Genomic DNA, 18,808 nt, shown 5'->3' with positions numbered 1-18,808 from the left:
CAGCCCGGTGACCATGTCCATTCTCCTCCAGGCCCTGTTGAACGGGGTGATGAACGGAGCGCTGATTGCAGTGCCGGCCATCGGCTTCACGGCGATCTTCGCGGTGCTGCGCTATCCGAACTTCGCCATCGCCGCCTATGCCACCATCGGCGCGTTCGCGGCCTGGTGGGTGAATGTTCACTTCGGCGCCGGCATCCTGCCGGCGCTGCTGGTCGCCTTCGCGATTGCCGGCTGTATCGGTGTCGGTGCCGAAGAGACGGCACTCAAGCAGTTGCGCGGGGCAGGGGCGCTGACGGTGGCCATCGGCTCCATCGCGCTCAACACCGTTCTTGAAAACGTGGTGCGCCTCTTCTTCGGCAACGATTTGCGCGGCTACGACCTGCCGCTCGTGCCGGACTGGCGCTTCATGGGGCTGAGGGTGGGGCCGCAGCAACTCCAGAGCCTGGCCTTTGCCGTCGTCATCATGGCCGCCGTGTTCGCCTTCTTGCGCTACACCCGCTTCGGCAAGGCGATGCGCGCCGTCGCCGACAATCCCGACCTTGCCCGCCTGAAGGGCATCGAGCCGGCGCATGTCGCGATGATGACCATCTTCCTCGGCGCCGGGCTTGCCGGCGTCGGCGGCGTGTTGATCGGTCTCGACGCCTCCATCGATCCGCTGCTCGGCTTCCGGGTGTTGCTGACCGTGTTCGCGGCCGCCGTTCTCGGCGGGCTGGGCTCCATCCCCGGCGCGGTCGTCGGTGCGCTGGCCATCGGCATCGCCGAGGAATGCGCCCTTCTGGTCGTGCCGGCAACCTACCGCTCGGCCGTCGGCTTCGCGGCGATCCTGCTCGTTTTGACGGTGCGTCCACGCGGCTTCTTCGGCGAAAGGGCGAACTGATGCTTGCCTATCTCATATTCGCGCTGACCATCGGCGGCATCTATGCGCTTCTGGCGCTGAGCCTGAACCTGATCTGGGGCGGCATCGGCCTCGTCAATCTCGGGTTGGTCGGTTTCTTCGCGCTCGGCGCCTACGCTTCCGCGCTTCTGACCGGAGCGGGCCTGCCGGTGCTCTTCGGCTGGGGCGGCGCCATCATCGTCGGCGCCATCGCCGGTCTGATCGTGACACTCGCGACCACCCGCCTGCGCGACGATTATCTCGCCATCGTCACATTGGGCCTTGCCGAGGTGATCCGGCTTGTGGCGCTCAACGAGCGCTGGCTCACCAACGGCTCCGACGGCATTTCGGGCATCCAGGCGCCGCTGAAATCGGCGCTCGGCAACCAGGGCTTCAACATTTTCTATCTGGTTCTGGTGAGCGCTGTGGTGCTGGTCGTCTGGCTGGTGCTGCGGCGGCTCGACCGCTCGCCCTATGGCCGCGCGATGAAGGCGATCCGCGAGGACCAGGAACTGGCGGGCTTCGCCGGCAAGAATGTGCTCGGCTTCAAGGTGCAGGCCTTTGCCGTATCGGCGGCGATCGCCGGGCTGGCCGGCGCGCTCTACGCGCATTTCCAGTCTTATGTCTCGCCGGACCATTTTCAACCGCTGATCACGATCTACATTTTCCTCGCCGTCGCCGCGGGTGGTGTCGGCCGGCCGGCCGGCGGGGTGCTCGGCGCCTATGTGGTGGTGTTCTTCCTTGAACTTACGCGCTTCCTGCCCGATCTCGTGCCTGCGCTGGCGCCGGCGCAATTTGCCGCCTGCCGGGAAATCCTGGTCGGCGTCGCCCTCATCCTCGTCCTGCGGTTCCGCCCGCAGGGCCTGCTCCCCGAACAGATCCTGCCGGCTCCAAAATCATGACAATCACAGCGTCTCAAGATCTTCTTCCGATCCTTGCCGAACCCGGCCAGCCCGAGACCCTTTATAAGGCGCTCGAAAAGGCGAGCCATGCACTGGTGGGGCATGAATTGTTCACCCTGCTCTATGTGGATGGGCAGGACGTGGCCCGGGTCTATTCGAGCCGGCCCGTGGAATACCCCGTCTCGGGGCGCAAGCTGATGGGGCCGACGCCGTGGGGCGATCTCGTTCTCAAGCAGAAACAGCCCTTTCTCGGGCGTGACCGCGAAGGCATCCGCTGGGCCTTCTTCGATCACGCACTGATCGCGAGCATGGGGCTTGGCTCGGTCATCAACCTTCCCGTGCTTTATGACGGCGAGGCGATCGGCACGTTCAACATCCTCGCTCCCGAACATCATTACCAGGAAGCGGACGTGGCCCGCGTCGCGCCGCTCGCCCCCCTTCTCGTTCCCGCTTTTTTGAATGCACGGGCCGAAGCCCGTGCGGCAACCACCAGGAGTGCATAAGTGTCGTCCTATCTTTTCGCCAATGCCCGCATCGTCGATGGAACCGCCCCCGAACCAGGCGACCCCACCTCCGTGCTTGTCGAAGACGGCGTCATTCGCGAGGTTTCAGCCTCGGTGAAGGCGGGCGGCGCCGAGGTGGTGGACCTCAAGGGCCGCACGCTCATGCCCGGCCTGATCGATTGCCACGTGCATGTGGTCGCCTCGCTCGCCAATCTCGGCGAGAATGCACGCCTGCCCGACAGCCTGGCGGCGCCGCGCGCGGCGATCATCATGCGCGACATGCTGGCGCGCGGCTTCACCACGGTTCGCGACGTGGGGGGCGCCGATATCGGCCTCAAGCGCGCGGTCGGGGAAGGCCTGTTCCCGGCCCCACGCCTCTTCATCTGCGGCAAGGCGCTGAGCCAGACGGGCGGGCACGCCGATTTCCGCGGCCCGTTCGATGATACGCCGGTGCCCACCAACCGTTTCCGTTTGGGCGCGCTTGGCCGCGTCTGCGACGGCGTCGACGGGATCCGCCGCGCAGCGCGCGAAGAGATCAAGAACGGGGCCGAATTCATCAAGATCATGGCCAATGGCGGCGCCGCTTCGCCAACGGACCCGATCCATTTCCTGGGCTTCAGCCGCGACGAACTTCTGGCCGTGGTCGAGGAGGCGCAGAACGCCGGCACATATGTCTCGGCACATGTCTACACGGACGACGGCATCCGCCGCGTCGTGGAATGCGGCGTCCATTCGCTGGAACACTGCAATTTCATTTCCTCCGAGACCGCCGCGCTCGCCCGCGAGAAGGGGGCCTATGCCGTGCCGACGCTGGTCACCTATGAAAAGCTGGTCAGCGAAGGCGGCTCGCTTGGCTTTCCGGCGGATTCGGTCGCCAAGGCCGATTATGTACGCTCGGGCGGCATGAAATCGCTCGAAACCATGCGCGATGCCGGTCTGGCCATGGCTTATGGCACCGATCTGCTCGGCGACATGCACCGGCACCAGTCGGAGGAGTTCGTCATACGCGGCCGCGTGCTGCCGGCGCAGGAGGTGATCGCGTCGGCCACCAGCGTGGCCGCGCGTCTTGTGCGCATGGAAGGAAAACTCGGAACGATCGCTGCGGATGCCTTCGCCGATCTCATCGTCGTCGACGGCAATCCGCTCGAGGATCTCTCCCTGCTCACCGGCCAGGGCAAGCACATGCCGGTCATCATGCAGGCGGGACGGTTCGTGAAAAGAACCGCGCTCGGCTGATCGAACACAACAAGAAGATCGACATTAAAAGGGGAACACCATGAACAGGACACGTCGTGAATTTCTCGCCGGAACCGCAGGGGCAATGGCACTGCCACTCTTGACCGGCTCCGGTTTCGCGCAATCGGAAGGCACGCTGCGCATCGGTGCGCTGAACCCGGTGACGGGTGCGGGCGGCCCCTATGGCGAGGGCATGCAGAAGATGATCCTCGCCGCCGCCGACGCCGTGAACGCGGCGGGCGGGGCGGCCGGCCGAAAGATCGAAATCTTCGCCGAGGACACCCAGACCGACCCTCAGGCGGCCGTGCTCGCCGCCAAGAAATTGATTGAGGTGAACAAGGTGCAAGCCGTGCTCGGCACCTGGTCCTCGGGCGTCTCGCTGGCCGTCGTGCCGCTGACCAATGATGCCGGGATCATGCTGATGAACACGTCGGGTGCTCCGGCCCTTTCCGTGCCGCCCGCCAACGAGAAGGGACTGAGCTACCGTTTCCAGGCGACGAACGACCGTTTTGGGCGCGCCTTCGCCGAGATCGCCGAGAAGGAAGGCTTCAAACGTCCCGCGACGATGGCTTTCAACAACGCTTCGGGCATTGGCAATACCGAAGGCTTCAAGAAGGCGTGGGAGGCCAAGGGCGGCGAGATCGTCTCCAGCGTCGTCTATGAGCCGAAGCAGACGAGCTACAGTTCCGAACTGATGCAGATCCTTGCCGCGCAGCCGGATGTGATCGTGATGGGCTCCTATGTCGGTGACACCACCATCATCCTGCGCGAGTGGTATCAGGCCGGCCAGCCAGCGAAGTGGATCATCCCCGGATGGGCGGCGAACAGCGATCTCGTGGCGGCGCTCGGACCGGACGTGGTGGAAGGCATCATCTCGGTCGATTCCGTCTCCAACGAGGAGGCCGCAGCCTACACGGAATACGACAAGGCCTATCAGGCCGCGATGGGCAAACCCGGCTCGGACAATGTCTACGCCGCCATGACCTGGGACATGATGACGGTGCTTGCCTTGGCCGTGGAAGCCGCCGGCACCACCGACATGGCCAAGGTGAACGAGAAGATGCACGACGTGGCCAACCCGGACGGCACGACAGTCTCGTCCTTCGCCGAGGGCAAGGAAGCGCTGAAATCCGGCCCCATCAACTATGAAGGCGCCTCCTCGGTGCTCGATTTCGATGCGTATGGCGATGTGACGCCGGACTTCTCCGCCTCCGTCATCGAGGACGGGAAGATCAACCGTCACTACGTCGTCAAGATCTGACACAGCGGCGGGAGCCCGTTTCGTCCCGGGATCCCGCCAGCCGCTTCGGCGGAATGAGGAACCGTTCATGTATTTCGCGCAGCTTGCCGTTAACGGGCTCGTCCAGGGCCTGGTGATCAGTCTTGCCGCCATGTCGATCACGCTGGTGTTCGGCATCGTGCGCTTTCCCAATGCCGCAACCGGCGACATCATGACGGTCGGAGCCTTTTCCGGGCTGATCGTCTATCCGCTGACCGGGTCTCTCCTGTTGAGCGGCATCTTCGCTGTGGTCGTCACCGCCGCCGTGGCGCTTGCGGGCCACTTGCTGGTCTTTCGCCGGCTGGCCGCGCGCTCGGTGGTCGCACTGCTCGTCGCCTCGATCGGCGTCGGCTTCGTGTTGCGCTCCATCATGGGCCTGGCCTTCGGCCATCAGCCCATGGTGTTCAGCATGCCGCTCAGCCGGCCCTACCGGATCGGCGGGCTCGCCATCAATCCGCTCGATCTGCAGCTTGCGCTGCTCGCGGCGGTCATTCTGGCGCTCGCCTTTGCCGTTCTGCACCTGACGCCAATCGGCAGGCAGATGCGCGCCGTGGCCGACAATGCCGCGCTTGCCCGCGTCTCGGGCATCCGCTCGGGCCGGGTGCTGGCGGCACTGTGGGTGCTCGCCGGCGCCATTGCCGGGGCTGGCGGCGTTATGCTCGGCGTGAAAACCGTGGTCAGTCCGGAAATGGGCTGGGACATGCTGATGCCGGCCTTCGCCGCCGCCATTTTCGGCGGCATCGGCAGCCCCGCCGGCGCATTGCTCGCCGGCCTCATCCTCGGCGTGGTGCAGGAAATGTCGACGCCGTTCGTCGGCTTCACCTACAAGATCGCCCTGTCCTTCGCGATCATGCTCATCGTGCTGCTCAAGCGCCCGTCCGGGCTTCTAGGCCGCATCGAGGGGGTGCGCTGATGCTGAGCTATCTCCTGGCCATCGCCATCATCACGCTGATCTACCTGCTCTTGTCCTTCGGATTGTCGCTGCAATACGGTTCGGTCGGCCTCATCAATTTCGGCCATGTGGGGTTCTTCGCCATCGGCGCTTATACCTCCGCTCTGCTGGCGCTTTCCGGTGTTCCGCTGTTTGCCAGCTTTTGCGCGGCGGCAATCGCGGCGGGTCTCGCCGCCTGGCCCATCGGGCTCATATCATTGCGGTTACGGGACGATTATTTCGCCATCGTCACGCTGGGTTTTTCCGAAACGGTCCGTATCATCATCGTCAGCGAGAAATGGCTGACCAACGGCGTGCAGGGCGTTCCCGGCATACCGCGCCTCTTCTCCAGCCTGCCGGTTGGTTTGGCGGCGCAGCTTGCCACGGCGGGGTTGCTGCTGGCGGTCTGCGTGGGGGCCGCGCTCGTCATGTGGCGCATCATCAAGAGCCCCTTCGGCCGCGTCATCCAGGCGATTCGCGACAATGAGGATGCGCTGAAGGCGCTCGGCAAGGATCCCGCCCGGTTCAAGATTCAGGTGCTGATGCTGTCGGCGGCGCTGGCCGGCATCGCCGGCGCGTTCTACGCGCACTACATCACCTTCATCATCCCCGAGCAATTCGTGCCGCTCGTCACATTCTACGTCTGGATGGCGATCATCATCGGTGGCGTGGGGCGCATCTCCGGCGCCATTGTGGGCACGGTGCTGCTGATGGTCTTTCTCGAAGGCTCGCGCTTCATGCGCGATTTCATCCCCGGCGTGTCGGAGGTCGAGATGGCATCGCTGCGCATCGGCGTGATCGGCCTCCTGCTCATCCTCTTCACGCTTTATCGCCCGCAGGGCCTCATGGGGGATTATACGAAGCGATGACATTTGCCGCGGTCGATATCTGCAAGGCCTTCGATGGCTTTGAAGTTCTCAAGAATGTGAGCATATCCATGCCGCTCGACGGGCTCGTCGGGCTGATCGGGCCGAATGGCGCGGGAAAATCGACGCTGTTTTCCGTCATATCCGGTTTCATGCCGCCCAGCTCGGGTCACGTCGCCTTCAACGGCGCTTCCATGGACGGGATGTCAGCCTCGACCCGGGCGCGCGCGGGCATGGTCCGCACCTTTCAGGTGCCGAAGGAATTCTCGCATCTTTCGGTGCGGGAGAATCTCATGGCCGCCGCCCCCGGGCAGGCGGGGGAGAACCTGACCAGCCTGTTCCTGCGGCCGGGCCTGGTGCACCGTCAGGAGAAAGCCCTGCGCAAACGCGCTGACGAGGCGATCTCCTTCCTGCGCCTCGACCGGGTCGCCGAGACCTCGGCGGGACTTCTGTCGGGCGGGCAGAAGAAGCTGCTTGAGCTCGGCCGCGCGCTGATGGTCGAGCCGAAGTTGATCCTTCTCGACGAACCCTTCGCCGGGGTGAACCCGGTGCTGATCGGCGAGATCATGGAGCGCATCCGCGAACTCAACGGCCGGGGCATCGGCTTTTTCATCATCGAGCACGATCTCGACGCGCTGACGCGACTGGTCTCGCGTCTCTATGTCATGGACCAGGGTGCGATCCTGGCCGAAGGGGAGCCGGCGACCGTGCTTGCCGACAAGGCCGTGCGCGACGCTTATCTGGGAGGCGATGCATGACCATCCTGTCCATTCGCGGCTTGCGCGGCGGCTATTCGGAAGTCGACATCCTCAACGGCATCGACCTCGACCTCGCCGACGGCGAGATACTGACGGTCGCAGGCACCAACGGCGCCGGCAAGTCGACCCTGGCCAAGGCCATCGTCGGCCTCCTGCCGCGCTCCAGCGGCGCGATCTCCTTCATGGGCAAGGACATCCTGCCGCTTTCGGCGGAAGTGCGCGTGGCGTTGGGCATCGGCTATGTGCCGCAGGTGGCCAATGTCTTCGCCAGCCTGACCATCCTTGAGAACCTTCAGGTGGTTTCCGGCGGCAGCCGGCAGCGCATCGATGAGCTTTTCACGACCTTTCCGCTGCTCGCCGAGCGGCGGCGCATGCGCGCCGGCAGCCTTTCGGGCGGCGAGCGCCAACAGCTTGCCTTTGCCCGCGCGCTGGTGCCGAAACCGCGTCTCATGCTGCTTGACGAGCCGACGGCGGCCCTTTCACCGAACAAGGTGGCCGCGTCCTTCGCGCTTATCCGCCAGTTGCCCTCGCTTGGCGTATCGGTGCTGATCGTCGAACAACGTGCCCGCCAATCTCTGGCGATTTCCAACCGAGGCTGCATTCTCGATGGTGGTCTTGTCGCTCTTGAGGGAGCTGCGGAGACGCTTCTGGCTGATGAGCGGGCGGCGGAGCTCTATCTCGGGCGGGGCCACGTCGTTTGACGCATGGCGTGTGAAGCGACGACGACCTTTTCAGGCGAGCCGTGCGCTTACGGTTTTCCGGTCGAGCCAGCGCAAAGACCGCGTTCATCGAACCGGGAGCCCTTGAGACCAGCCTTCGGAGCTGGTCAAGTAGCCCATCCGAGTTGTGCGATAGGGTACGCAAGGGAACTCTAACAGACTGAAATATATTTATTTTCAGAAGAGGAGGCTCCGAAGTCTCTATCCGAGAATACGCCCGAATTTGCCGCCAAGTGCTTGCGTGGTGCTTACGCGAAAGTCGGGTCCGGTAGGGACCGGAGCATGGCAAAGATCACCAAGCGGCTCGTCGATACGGCCGAGACGGGCAATAAGGACTACGTGATCTGGGACGATGAACTCCCAGGGTTTGGCCTTCGAATCTTCGCGTCCGGGAGCGGTTCCTTTAAGGGACCTGTTGATCGCTATACGGAACGTTGAACTCTGGATGATGCGGCGACGTTATAAGAATTCTGCAATTTTCTTATAACGTCGCTTGCGTCGCTTAAGCTGATGCCGTTATAAGAGAAACTCATTTTTCTTATAACGGAGCCGGCGTATGAAGACGGTCGATCTCGTTTATCGCACGATGTATGCTGAACTCGTTCAGCGCTCCCTTGATGCATCGTTCGAAACCGACTTCTCAACGGCGGGAAATTTCGTCCGGGTTCCGGTGAAGGGGCGGGATTATTGGTATTTCGAGGAAACCCAGCCCAAGAAAACGCGGAAGTATGTCGGCCCGTCCGACGACCCCGAGATCGCGAAACGCGTTGAAGCCTTCCAAGAGATCAAGGAAGACCTCCGCAGCCGACGGAAACTCGTCTCCACGCTGACCCGCGAAGCAGGGCTGACTGCACCGGACCGGTTCACTGGCGATGTAGTTGAAGCCATGGGCGCAGCAGGGATCTTCCGTCTAAGAGGTGTGCTCGTCGGTACGGTTGCTTTTCAGACGTATGCGGGACATCTCGGCGTAAGATTGCCCGGTGCTTCATTGCAAACTGGCGATGCCGATTTCGCGCAGCACTACTCGATCTCTTCCTCAGTCGAAGACAGCCTGCCGCCGATCCTGGAAATCTTGAGAGAGATTGACCCAACCTTCAGGGAAATCCCTCACAGATCGGATCCCGGACACACGACGCAATTCGAGAATGCAACGAGATACAAGGTCGAGTTCCTTACGCCGAACCGGGGATCGGATGACTACACCGACCACGCCAGTCCGATGCCAGCACTTGGCGGGGCTTCAGCACAGCCTCTGCGTTTCCTCGATTTCCTGATCCACGAACCCATCCGGACGGTGCTGCTGCATCGCTCAGGAGTGCCTGTAACCGTACCGTCACCGGAACGTTATGCAGTTCACAAGCTCATCGTCGCCTCCCGCAGAGGACCAGATGCAAACGGCGTCGCCAAGCGTGAAAAGGACGTTTATCAGTCCAGCCTGCTTGTCCAGGCACTGGAGGCGACTCGTCGCCAGGACGATCTTGCAATAGCGTTCTCGGAAGCGTGGGACAGGGGGCAGCAATGGCGCGAGGCGATTCTGAAGGGGCTGGACCTGATGCCACCGAAGAAACGACAGGAAGTTGAGGAGATCGTCAGAAAGGCCCTTGTCGAGATTGGCGAGGAGTTGGACGGCTTCAACTCGGCCATGAAGTCGTAGCCAGCAAAAAGAGCGCCGCGGACACCGCCTTGTCGCTTGGATTGAGCAAGAGGCGCCAGAGCTCTTTCGGCATCAAACAGGTCGAGGATCGAATCTGGCTCGCCAGCTTCATGGAGTATGATCTGGGATATTTCGACAATGAGACATGCAGACCGGAACCACTCGACAACCCGTTCGGGCCGAAAGTGTTACCCATGTCTCCGGTATGAACCGTAACCTATGTGTCCGGAATGGACCCAGGAGCATTTGGGGCACCTATCAGGATTCGAACCTGAGACCTTTGCCTTCGGAGGCTCAAACGGCCTTTAGCCGCGAGCCGCTCAACTGGCCCTGTTCTTCCAGAACAGGGTAGGCGAGTGTCGCCAGCAGCGAGTTGATCTGCTTCAGGTCGCGGATCGTGTCGAGGTGCAGTGAGCTGGTTTCGACGCTCTGTTCCGTGCCCTGGCGCAGCCGCTCGAAATGCCGTCGGCTGGTTTCCTTTTCCACATCGCGCAGCCGGTCCTTTTCCATCACCAGCTGGCGGGCGGTCGCCGCGTCGCGGGTGACGAGAAGATTGAAGGAGAGGCGGGCATTGGCCAGCACCGCGGCATGGAAGCTGGACAGTTCGCGCCAGCCTTCCTCGGTAAATTCGACGCCGCGCTCCATCTTCTTCTGCACATGCGCAAGCATGTTGCGGACGATGATGTCGCCCACCTGCTCCAGCTTGACGCAGACGCCCAGCAATTCCTGGCAGCGGCGCGCCTCCTCGTCCGACATGCCGTGCTCGGTGATGCGGGCGAGATAGAGCTTGATCGCCGCATGGCGCTTGTCGACCGTGTCGTCCGTGGCCGCCAGCGTGTCGATCGCCTTGCGGTCGGCCTTTTCGTAGAGTTCGAGGATGCGGCACAGCATGAACTCGATGGTCTCGCACATGCGCACGGCTTCGCGCGTGACGTTGGCCAGCGCCTGCTGCGGATTGTCGAGCGCATTGTCGTTGAGCGCGCTTGCCTCCTCGGCCGGGGCGGCATCGTTCTCGCTCGGGCCGGCCTGCAGCTTGACGATCGCTTCCGTCGCCTTCAGCACCAGACGCGACAGGGGGATGCCGGCGAGCAGGATCAGGATGTTGAAGGCGATGTGCGCGTGGATGATGCGGTCGGCCGGGTCGGTGCCGAGCCGCTCCAGCGACGGGTCGAACAGGATGAAGGCCGCAAGCAATACCACCGAGCCGACGCCGCGCATCAGAAGATTGCCGAGCGGCACGACGCGATAGGCCGGCGGCGCCGAGCGCGTCAGCATCGGCGCGATGAAGGAACTGCCGAGATTGACGCCAAGCACCATGACGATGCCCAGTTCCGGCGAGACGATGCCGCGCGCGGCGAAGGTGGTGAGCAGCAGCACGGCGGCGATGCTCGAATGGAACAGGTAGGTAACGACTGCGGCCAGCAGGAAGGCGGTGATCGGATCGCCCGACAGATAGCCGACGATCAGCGGCACGATGGTGCTCTGGCGCAGCGGCTCGGAGGCTTCGCCCATCATCTCCAGCGACAGGATCAAAAGGCCGACGCCAACCAGGATGCGGCCAAGCTGCCGCCACTGCCGCCGTTCTGTGGCGAGGAAGATCACCGTCCCGGCCAACAGGCATAGCGGCACCAAAAGGGTGAGGTCGAAACTGAGGATCTTGACGACCAGCGCAGAGCCAACCTCGGCGCCGCGCACGGCGAGAATGCCCGCCAGGCCGGTGACGATGCCGAGCCCGGCGAAAGACCCGACGAGCAGCGTGACCGCGGTGGAACTCTGCAGGGCAACGGCGAGCGCCAGCCCGGTCAGTGCGGCGAGAAGCGGATTTCCGAGCGTCCGGCGCAGGCGCTGGCGCAGCACATTGCCATAGGCGCGCTCGACGCCCGTGCGCACCATGCGCGTCGCCCACAGCAGCAGCGCCACCGCGCCTGCCATGTGCAAAAAGAAGACGGAACCGCTCATGTCGCCTCAGCATTCGGGAGCGGAAGGGTTTTCAGACGATTCACCATTCCACCACGCTTCCTTGTTTTCCCGCGATTGCGCGGCCGGCAAGTTTTTTGTTCGCCCGATCGATACCACGTGCGGCCCGGGTCGCGCGACCCAACGGACTGGCGGGACGCTGCCCGTTTCCATGATGATGCATATATGGAGGGCGTTTCGATCGGCAATGTTACATTAGCTATTTGAAAATGACAAATGTTCAAAGCCGAGGCGCATTCAACAGAGCCATGCTTTACCTCGCAGTCCCTGCCGATTTCATCGGCACAGCAGTCGTCCTCATTTGAGGAATATGAAAAGCTTGCCTGAAGTAGGCTCGGAAAGCCTCCATGGGCTTGCTGAACTTGGCGTTTCGCGCCCAAGCCAGGCCGACATTCATCGCCGGGATGTTCTCCTTCAGCACGATGGTCTCCAGCCTCTGGCCTTCTAGCGACCAGGGGCGATAGACCATGTCGGAGAGGATCGCCACGCCCTGGCCGCTGGCGACCATGGAACGCACCGCTTCCACCGAGGAGGTGCGCAGCTTCACGTTCGGGCGGTAGTGCGTTGTGCTCCAGTATCCGAGCGAGGTGTTGGCTGCCTCGTCGACCGTCAGCATGATGTATGGCTCGTGCGTCACGTCTGACAGACTGACGCGCGCCTTCTGGAGAAAGGGGTGTCGCGATGGCACCCAGAGGCGACGCGTCGAGCTGATCATGGTCTCGCTGGCGATCTGCGGATCGTGGATGTTCGAGGTCAGGACAACGGCGATGTCGTAGCGTTCGTTGAGAAGCCCTTCCTCGATCGCTTCGCGGTTGAGTTCGAAAAGCTGGATGTCGAGGCCGGGAAAACTGCGCTGCAGCCTTTGCAGATGGTCGGGCAGGAAGTAGCCCATCACCGTGTAGGTCGCGGCGACTGAAAGACGGCCCTCCACACTGCCGGATGGAATGGTGAGATGCGTCGCCTCATGCACCTTCTGCAAGATATCGTAGGCATGAAACAGAAACTCTCGGCCCGCAGGCGTAAGGTCCATGCCGCTTGTCGAGCGATGAAAAAGCTGGAGATTGACCGTACGCTCGAGTTCACGGACCGCCGTCGTCACCGCCGATTGCGAGATCGACAGTTCGACCGCCGCCTGGGAAATCTGGCCGAGTTCGGCAGTTGCCACGAAATAGCGGATTTGGCGCAGACTGATCGACATTGCCTTCCTCCCTTGCCCGACAGGCCTCGCGATGCTCGTGTCCAGTATCTGTTTTTTTGATATTAGAGCATTTGAAAATAGAATTTCCAATCGCCATTTTCTTCTCCTAGGCTGCCTGCAAGTGGAACAGACGCCTGCCAAAAACCGAAAAGGTCAGCGGGCCAGAGCCGGGAGTGTCGCATGGCCGTGCAGGCGATCGACGTCAATTGCGACATGGGTGAAGGTTTCGGCGTATGGCAGTTGCGCGAGACCGACGACGACACCCTGATCCAGTTCGTCAGTTCCGCGAACATTGCCACCGGCTTCCACGCCGGAGACCCGAGCCTGATGGATCGCACCGTGCGCATGGCCGTCGAGCACGGTGTCGGCGTCGGCGCGCATCCCGGCTATCGAGATATGCAGGGATTCGGGCGTCGCCGCATCGACGGCAGCATCCCTGAACTCGTCAACGACATTGTCTACCAGGTCGGGGCGATCCGTGAGTTCGCCAAGCGTCACGGAACCTCCCTCCAGCATGTGAAGCCGCATGGCGCGCTCTACATGGAATTGGCGGTGAACGAGGAATTCTCCGATGCCTTCGTGCGCTACATGCGCGAAGTCCAACCCGATACGGCCATCTTCTGCATGGGCATGTCGGTCACCTACGAGATCGCCAAGGCGGCGGGCCAGCCGGTGATCCGCGAGTTCTTCGCGGACCGCGATTACGCTGACGACGGCTCCATCGTCTTCACGCGCAGGGTGGGGCGCCTCGATCCGGAGGCGATTGCCGAGAAGGTGGTCAAGGCCTGCCGGATGGGAAAGGTGGCCACCGTCAATGGCAATGAAGTCGATATCGAATTCGAATCCATCTGCTTTCATTCCGATACGCTCGGTTCCACCGAGATCGCTACCGCCTTGCGCCGTCACCTGACGGAAAGCGGGATCAGAATCGTCCCGGTCTCACAAATGCTGGGGCGTTAGAGCGCCAGAAGGTAAAAAGGGGAGTACGCATGAGCAAGGTCGAAATCAGGGCGCCGATGCCAGGGATTTTCTACCGGAAGCCCTCCCCGGAAAGCCCGCCCTTCAAGACCGATGGCGATGATGTTTCCGCCGGTGATGTGGTGGGGCTCATCGAAGTCATGAAAAGCTTCCATGAAGTCGCAGCACTGGAACCGGGAAAATCAGTCCGTTTCCTGCTGGAAGATGCCGATGCGGTCATGGCCGGGCAGGTCGTCGCCGAACTGGAGGGGTAGGCGGCATGGCCATCGGTTCTCTCCTGATCGCCAATCGGGGCGAGATCGCGGTCCGCATCATCCGGGCGGCGCAGGCGCTCGGCATCCGCACCGTTCAGGCGCATAGCGCCGCCGACGCCGATTCCCTCGCCGTCAAATTGGCGGACGATGCCGTGCTCATCGGCCCGCCGCCCGCCGCGAAATCCTATCTGGACATTGGGGCCATCATCGCCGCCGCGAAAGAGAAGGACGTCGACGCCATCCATCCCGGCTACGGTTTTTTAGCGGAGAATGCCGAATTCGCGGATGCCGTTGTGGAAGCGGGCATGATCTTTGTCGGTCCGGATGCCGAAGCCATTCGCCTGTTGGGCGACAAGGTCGCTGCCCGTGACGTCGCCCGCCAAGCGGGCGTGCCGACCGTGCCGGGCAGCCATGGGCGGGTCGCTGATCTCGACGAGGCGCGCGCGCTGGTCGAGGAGATCGGCTTTCCGGTGATGATCAAGGCCGCGGCAGGTGGCGGCGGTCGCGGCATCCGAATCGCGGAGGACTTTGCAGCCTTCGAGAAGCAGTTTCCGCAAGCCGCCTCCGAGGCGCGGGCAGCCTTCGGGGATGGCGGGCTCTATATCGAAAAGGTCATCGAGAATGCCCGGCATATCGAGGTGCAGATCCTGGGTGACGGCGACAATGTCATTCACTGCTACGAGCGCGAATGTTCGCTGCAGCGCCGCCGGCAGAAGGTGTGGGAGGAGGCCCCGGCTTTCGGTCTTTCCCCAACGGTGCGGGCCGCGTTGACCGAGTGTGCCGTGGCGCTGGCGAAATCCGTGGGTTACCGGGGCGCGGGTACGGTCGAATATCTCTACGATGCCGACACGCAGGCCTTCTACTTCATCGAGATGAACACGCGTATCCAGGTGGAGCATCCCGTCACCGAGATGGTCACGGGCATCGACCTGGTTGCCGAGATGCTGCGCATCGCCGGCGGTGAAAAGCTCTCCATCGCGCAGGATGATGTGCATGTCGAAGGGCATGCCATCGAATGCCGCATCAATGCGGAAGACCCGGCGCAGAATTTTCTGCCGTCGCCGGGCCAGATCAGCGGGCTGTCGGTGCCGGAGGGCGAGGGCGTTCGCTTCGACACCATGCTCTATGACGGCTATTTCGTTCCGCCATTCTACGATTCACTGCTCGGCAAGATGATCGTCCGCGGGGTTGACCGGGCAGACGCCATTCGACGCATGGAGCAGGCGCTCGGGGCACTCGTTATCGGCGGCATCAAGACCACCGTGCCCCTGCATCTGGCCATTGCCGCCAATCCCGATGTCATCGCGGGCGCGTTTCACACCAAATATCTGGAGGGCTGGCTTGCCGGTGCTCCGCTGAGCGAAACGGAGAACGCCTGATGAAGCCGCGCTACACATTCGGCGGCGACGAACACCTGTTCGTCGAAGTCGACGAAGAAATGTCCCTCGACGCATTCTTCAAGAGCCTCTCGATGACCCGCATCATCTCAGAGCGCGCAATCGACGGCGTGACCGAGGTCTGTCCGGCCAACGCCTCCTTTCAGGTGAAGTTCAATCCGGATATCATCGCGCCGGAGACGCTTCTGCAGACGATGCAATCCATCGAGGCTGAAGCGGAAGGCGCGGACCCGGTTCTGCAGACGCGGCTGATCGAAATACCCGTCTACTACCAGGACCCCTGGACCCACGAGACGCTGATGCGGTTTCGCGAGCGTCATCAGGATCCGCAGGCGAGCGATCTCGAATATGCGGCGCGCATCAACGGCTATGACAGCGTCGAAGCTTTCATCGCGGCGCACGCGGGCTCGCCCTGGTTCGTTTCCATGGTCGGCTTCGTCGCGGGCCTGCCGTTCATGTACCAGATGGTCGAGCGCGAGCGGCAGATCCAGGTACCGAAATATCTGCGGCCCCGCACCGACACGCCCAAGCTCACGGTCGGCTATGGCGGTTGCTTCTCCTGCATCTACTCGGTGCGCGGTGCGGGTGGCTACCAGATGTTCGGCATCACGCCCATGCCGATCTTCGATCCGGACCAGCAGGCCAATTATCTGAGCGATTTCATGGTGTTTTTCCGTCCCGGCGACATCGTCAAGTTCAGGCCGATCGACCGTGCGGAGTATGACCGCACCGTGAAGGCGGTGGAGGCCAACACATACACGCCGAAGATCCGCGAAATCGACTTCGACCTGCGCGCTTTCAACGCGGATATCAGGGGCTACAACGCGCGGCTGGAGGGCATGATCAATGACGATTAAAGTGCTCAATCCGGGTCTTCTGACCAGCGTTCAGGACCTCGGCCGCCCAGGCTATTTCCATCTTGGCATTCCTGTTTCCGGCGCGATGGATCGCTTCGCCATGCGCGCGGCAAACCTGCTTGTCGGAAATGACGAGGGCGCGGCGGGGCTCGAGGCGGTCTTCGTCGGACCGACGATCGAGTTCCAGGCCGACACGGTTGTGGCCGTCACCGGCGCCGACATGCCCGTCAGGATCGACGGGGAGGCGCAGCCGGGCTGGACGGCGCTCGCAGTCAGGGCCGGGCAGGTGCTCAGCTTCGATTTCCTGACCGCCGGAGCGCGCATCTACATCGCGGTGGCAGGCGGCATCGATGTGCCCGTTGCGCTCGGCAGCCGCTCCACCTATCCCATCGGCGCCCTTGGCGGCTTCAACGGCCGGGCGATTGCGGCTGGCGACGCGCTGCCCGTCGGTGAAAGCGGTGGTTCGCCAGAGGCAGGAAAATCCGTGCCGGACGATCTGCGCCGCAAAGCCCCGATGCCGGTCGAGCTCCGCATCCTCCCGGGACTGTATGACCATCGCGTCACAACGGAGTCGCTCGACCGGTTCTTCAATGAGGAATGGAAGGTGGCGCCGGAAGCTGATCGCATGGGATACCGGTTCAGGGGCGGCACACCGCTGGAATTCATCGAACGTGAACAGCCGTTCGGCGCCGGGTCGGATCCGTCGAACATCGTCGACAGCTGTTACCCCTACGGATCTGTGCAGGTGCCGGGTGGCACCGAGCCGATCATCCTGCATCGCGATGCGGTCTCCGGTGGCGGCTATTTCATGATCGGCACCGTGATCTCGGCCGACATGGATCTGATCGGCCAATTGCAGCCCAACACGCCGACGCGCTTTCGCCGGGTGAGCATGGAAGAAGCGCTTGATGCACGCCGTGAGCGCGCGGCGAGGCTCGAGCGCCTGCGAATGACGCTGGGCTAGACAGGACGACGGCGCGGGTCGCGAACCGCGCTCTCAAACGGGAATGAAATACGGCGCGAGATGCCCCGGTTGGGGAAGGACGGCGACGATCTTGAGTTGCGCGATCGTCCGGTCGCGCGACTTGGAGAGATGATTCTCCAAAAGTTCGGCCGCGCTCTGCGTGGCGCCGACGATGAGCAGTTCGCCGATCATCCGGATTTCGCGGATCGACAGCGCGTCGCCCGAAAGGCCGAGACTGAAGAGTGCATTCTGCGAGGCCTGCAGGGTCTTCCGGTTGTTGGAGATGAGGGAACGCAAGTCGCGATTGGGATTGGAAAGGATGGCCAGATCGATGAACGCATTGACGAGCCTGAACCACCGCTCGGCCTCTATCGGGCCGGCCTGGCGTTCGGTTTCTTCCATCTCCCGGCACAGGCGCTCCAGCGCGACCTTGTCGATGAAGGGGGCTGCCGAACGCAGGGCCGCCACCTCCAGGATGATGCGCAGCTCGAACTTGTCCTTGATGGATCGTGCCGTCAACGGGCCGACCAGCCAGCGCGACGTGGAGCTTTTCGTTACCAGGCCGCGCTCCTGCAGCCGCCCCAGAACGTCGCGGATCACTGTGCGGCTGACATCGAAATACGCTGCCAGATCGCTTTCCACGATCCGATACTGCCCGAACACCAGACAGGAGAAAACATCGCTCTCCACCTGGTCATGAATGCGTTTCCAGTTGGGTCTGTTGAGGGATTCGTCATGAGCTTCTTCGACCAAAAGATCGAGTGTCTTGATGTCCTGGCGCACCGGGGGGATGTCCACGCGAGGCGGGCCGACAAGATACCCCCGGCCATCGAACCGGGTGATGGTGCCTTCTTCCTCAAGCAATGCGAGCGCACGTTTCACGGAGCTGCGCGAGACTTTCAGATGCTCGGCAATCGGCCCTTCCAGCAGCACGAGTCCACGACCCAGAACGCCATTCCTTATGTTGGCGCGGATCGTTTCAGCCGCCGAAAGATAAAGTGGCGTGCGCGTGGAGGGCGTGGCGGAAGTCATCTCGGTCCGGGTCATTTGGCTCTGCTCCGGTTTTGGAGATTCTTGCCGCAAGCTTCAATCGCAAAAATACACGCTGCGGGTGAAAAAAGAATACAAAGATCATTTTTTGCGCAGCGATCTGCGCGTTGCCGCGGTTGGATGGTTGGAAACCAGCCATCTGATTGGGGTGTCGCGCCCTCGGATTGTGCGCTGCCTGACAAGAATTCGGGCACTCCCGCACAAAGACAGGGATGCGCTTTCGTTCCTACTCTGGCTACTGGGAACGAAAAACAATCGCCGAAAAGGCGCGCTGAACGCCCGTATGTCGCGAGGCGAAGCGATCGTGCATGGGCGAAAATCCGCAGAAAACATGGATATGCGTCCGCATGGCTCCGCTGCTCGGGAAGAAAATCTACACGCCTGCTTGCGCAGTCCGAAATAAATGTGTTT

20 protein-coding genes and 1 pseudogene are annotated in these 18,808 nt (G+C 62.5%); 18 read left to right on the top strand and 3 right to left on the bottom strand.

All coding sequences use genetic code 11. The features are described 5' to 3' along the window. Positions 1-13: 13 nt before the first annotated feature. The 12 genes and pseudogenes from AB843_RS05395 to AB843_RS26380 all read left to right on the top strand — a co-directional run. Positions 14-877, top strand: a complete 864-nt coding sequence (locus tag AB843_RS05395; RefSeq protein WP_048645755.1) for a branched-chain amino acid ABC transporter permease — start codon at positions 14-16, stop codon at positions 875-877. Continuing rightward, entirely contained in the window at positions 877-1,776 is a 900-nt protein-coding gene (locus tag AB843_RS05390; protein WP_048645754.1) for a branched-chain amino acid ABC transporter permease, read from the top strand. The genes AB843_RS05395 and AB843_RS05390 overlap by 1 nt, the downstream gene beginning before the upstream one ends. Continuing rightward, positions 1,773-2,279: a GAF domain-containing protein gene (locus AB843_RS05385; RefSeq protein WP_048645753.1), complete on the top strand. Its 507-nt coding sequence runs from the start codon at positions 1,773-1,775 to the stop codon at positions 2,277-2,279. Before AB843_RS05390 ends, AB843_RS05385 begins: the two co-directional genes overlap by 4 nt. Continuing rightward, on the top strand, positions 2,280-3,515 hold the full coding sequence (locus AB843_RS05380; protein WP_048645752.1) for a metal-dependent hydrolase family protein: 1,236 nt from the start codon (positions 2,280-2,282) through the stop codon (positions 3,513-3,515). It begins immediately after the preceding gene. 40 nt (positions 3,516-3,555) lie between these two features. After that, positions 3,556-4,776, top strand: a complete 1,221-nt coding sequence (locus tag AB843_RS05375; RefSeq protein ID WP_053086096.1) for an ABC transporter substrate-binding protein — start codon at positions 3,556-3,558, stop codon at positions 4,774-4,776. 67 nt (positions 4,777-4,843) lie between these two features. Further along, entirely contained in the window at positions 4,844-5,707 is an 864-nt protein-coding gene (locus tag AB843_RS05370; protein WP_048645750.1) for a branched-chain amino acid ABC transporter permease, read from the top strand. Then, the gene (locus tag AB843_RS05365; protein ID WP_048645749.1) at positions 5,707-6,594 is read left to right on the top strand and encodes a branched-chain amino acid ABC transporter permease; all 888 of its coding nucleotides are present in this window, start codon (positions 5,707-5,709) and stop codon (positions 6,592-6,594) included. Before AB843_RS05370 ends, AB843_RS05365 begins: the two co-directional genes overlap by 1 nt. Continuing rightward, entirely contained in the window at positions 6,591-7,349 is a 759-nt protein-coding gene (locus AB843_RS05360) for an ABC transporter ATP-binding protein (protein ID WP_048645748.1), read from the top strand. The genes AB843_RS05365 and AB843_RS05360 overlap by 4 nt, the downstream gene beginning before the upstream one ends. Next, a complete protein-coding gene (locus AB843_RS05355) occupies positions 7,346-8,050 on the top strand; it encodes an ABC transporter ATP-binding protein (protein WP_048645747.1) in 705 nt (234 codons plus the stop codon). The genes AB843_RS05360 and AB843_RS05355 overlap by 4 nt, the downstream gene beginning before the upstream one ends. A 300-nt stretch (positions 8,051-8,350) precedes the next feature. After that, positions 8,351-8,506, top strand: coding sequence for a hypothetical protein (locus AB843_RS05350; RefSeq protein ID WP_157384429.1), 156 nt, complete (start codon positions 8,351-8,353; stop codon positions 8,504-8,506). A gap of 118 nt (positions 8,507-8,624) precedes the next feature. Further along, positions 8,625-9,722, top strand: coding sequence for a nucleotidyltransferase family protein (locus AB843_RS05345; RefSeq protein ID WP_048645745.1), 1,098 nt, complete (start codon positions 8,625-8,627; stop codon positions 9,720-9,722). 68 nt (positions 9,723-9,790) lie between these two features. Then, a pseudogene (locus tag AB843_RS26380) lies at positions 9,791-9,931 on the top strand (IS481 family transposase); the annotation flags it as partial. Positions 9,932-10,016: 85 nt separating this feature from the next. Here the strand turns inward: AB843_RS26380 and AB843_RS05340 are convergent. Both AB843_RS05340 and AB843_RS05335 read right to left on the bottom strand, forming a co-directional pair. Further along, positions 10,017-11,681 (bottom strand): Na/Pi cotransporter family protein, encoded by a 1,665-nt coding sequence (locus AB843_RS05340; RefSeq protein WP_048645744.1) that lies wholly within the window; start codon positions 11,679-11,681, stop codon positions 10,017-10,019. A gap of 271 nt (positions 11,682-11,952) precedes the next feature. Further along, entirely contained in the window at positions 11,953-12,897 is a 945-nt protein-coding gene (locus tag AB843_RS05335; RefSeq protein WP_048645743.1) for a LysR family transcriptional regulator, read from the bottom strand. Positions 12,898-13,077: 180 nt separating this feature from the next. On the opposite strand from AB843_RS05335, the gene AB843_RS05330 reads away from it, so the two are divergent. The 5 genes from AB843_RS05330 to AB843_RS05310 are packed head-to-tail and all read left to right on the top strand — an operon-like array spanning position 13,078 to position 17,347. Next, positions 13,078-13,857, top strand: coding sequence for a 5-oxoprolinase subunit PxpA (locus tag AB843_RS05330; RefSeq protein WP_048645742.1), 780 nt, complete (start codon positions 13,078-13,080; stop codon positions 13,855-13,857). A gap of 29 nt (positions 13,858-13,886) precedes the next feature. After that, positions 13,887-14,129 (top strand): acetyl-CoA carboxylase, encoded by a 243-nt coding sequence (locus AB843_RS05325; RefSeq protein WP_048645741.1) that lies wholly within the window; start codon positions 13,887-13,889, stop codon positions 14,127-14,129. Between the two features lie 5 nt (positions 14,130-14,134). Then, positions 14,135-15,508: an acetyl-CoA carboxylase biotin carboxylase subunit gene (locus tag AB843_RS05320; RefSeq protein ID WP_048645740.1), complete on the top strand. Its 1,374-nt coding sequence runs from the start codon at positions 14,135-14,137 to the stop codon at positions 15,506-15,508. Continuing rightward, entirely contained in the window at positions 15,508-16,383 is an 876-nt protein-coding gene (locus tag AB843_RS05315; protein ID WP_048645739.1) for a 5-oxoprolinase subunit B family protein, read from the top strand. Before AB843_RS05320 ends, AB843_RS05315 begins: the two co-directional genes overlap by 1 nt. Next, complete coding sequence (locus AB843_RS05310) at positions 16,373-17,347, top strand: 5-oxoprolinase subunit C family protein (protein ID WP_048645738.1); 975 nt, start codon at positions 16,373-16,375, stop codon at positions 17,345-17,347. The genes AB843_RS05315 and AB843_RS05310 overlap by 11 nt, the downstream gene beginning before the upstream one ends. 33 nt (positions 17,348-17,380) lie before the next feature. Here the strand turns inward: AB843_RS05310 and AB843_RS05305 are convergent, their stop codons facing one another. Next, on the bottom strand, positions 17,381-18,394 hold the full coding sequence (locus AB843_RS05305) for a GntR family transcriptional regulator (RefSeq protein WP_244467897.1): 1,014 nt from the start codon (positions 18,392-18,394) through the stop codon (positions 17,381-17,383). On the opposite strand from AB843_RS05305, the gene AB843_RS25465 reads away from it, so the two are divergent. Beyond that, complete coding sequence (locus AB843_RS25465) at positions 18,366-18,800, top strand: hypothetical protein (protein WP_157384428.1); 435 nt, start codon at positions 18,366-18,368, stop codon at positions 18,798-18,800. The two genes, AB843_RS05305 and AB843_RS25465, sit on opposite strands and share 29 nt — an antisense overlap. The last annotated feature ends 8 nt before the right edge of the window (positions 18,801-18,808 follow it).

The organism is Nitratireductor soli (genome assembly GCF_001050155.1).
GTDB classification, from domain to species: domain Bacteria; phylum Pseudomonadota; class Alphaproteobacteria; order Rhizobiales; family Rhizobiaceae; genus Nitratireductor; species Nitratireductor soli.
The sequence above is the reverse complement of the archived record's forward strand: the minus strand, read 5'-3'. Positions and strand labels throughout refer to the sequence as shown.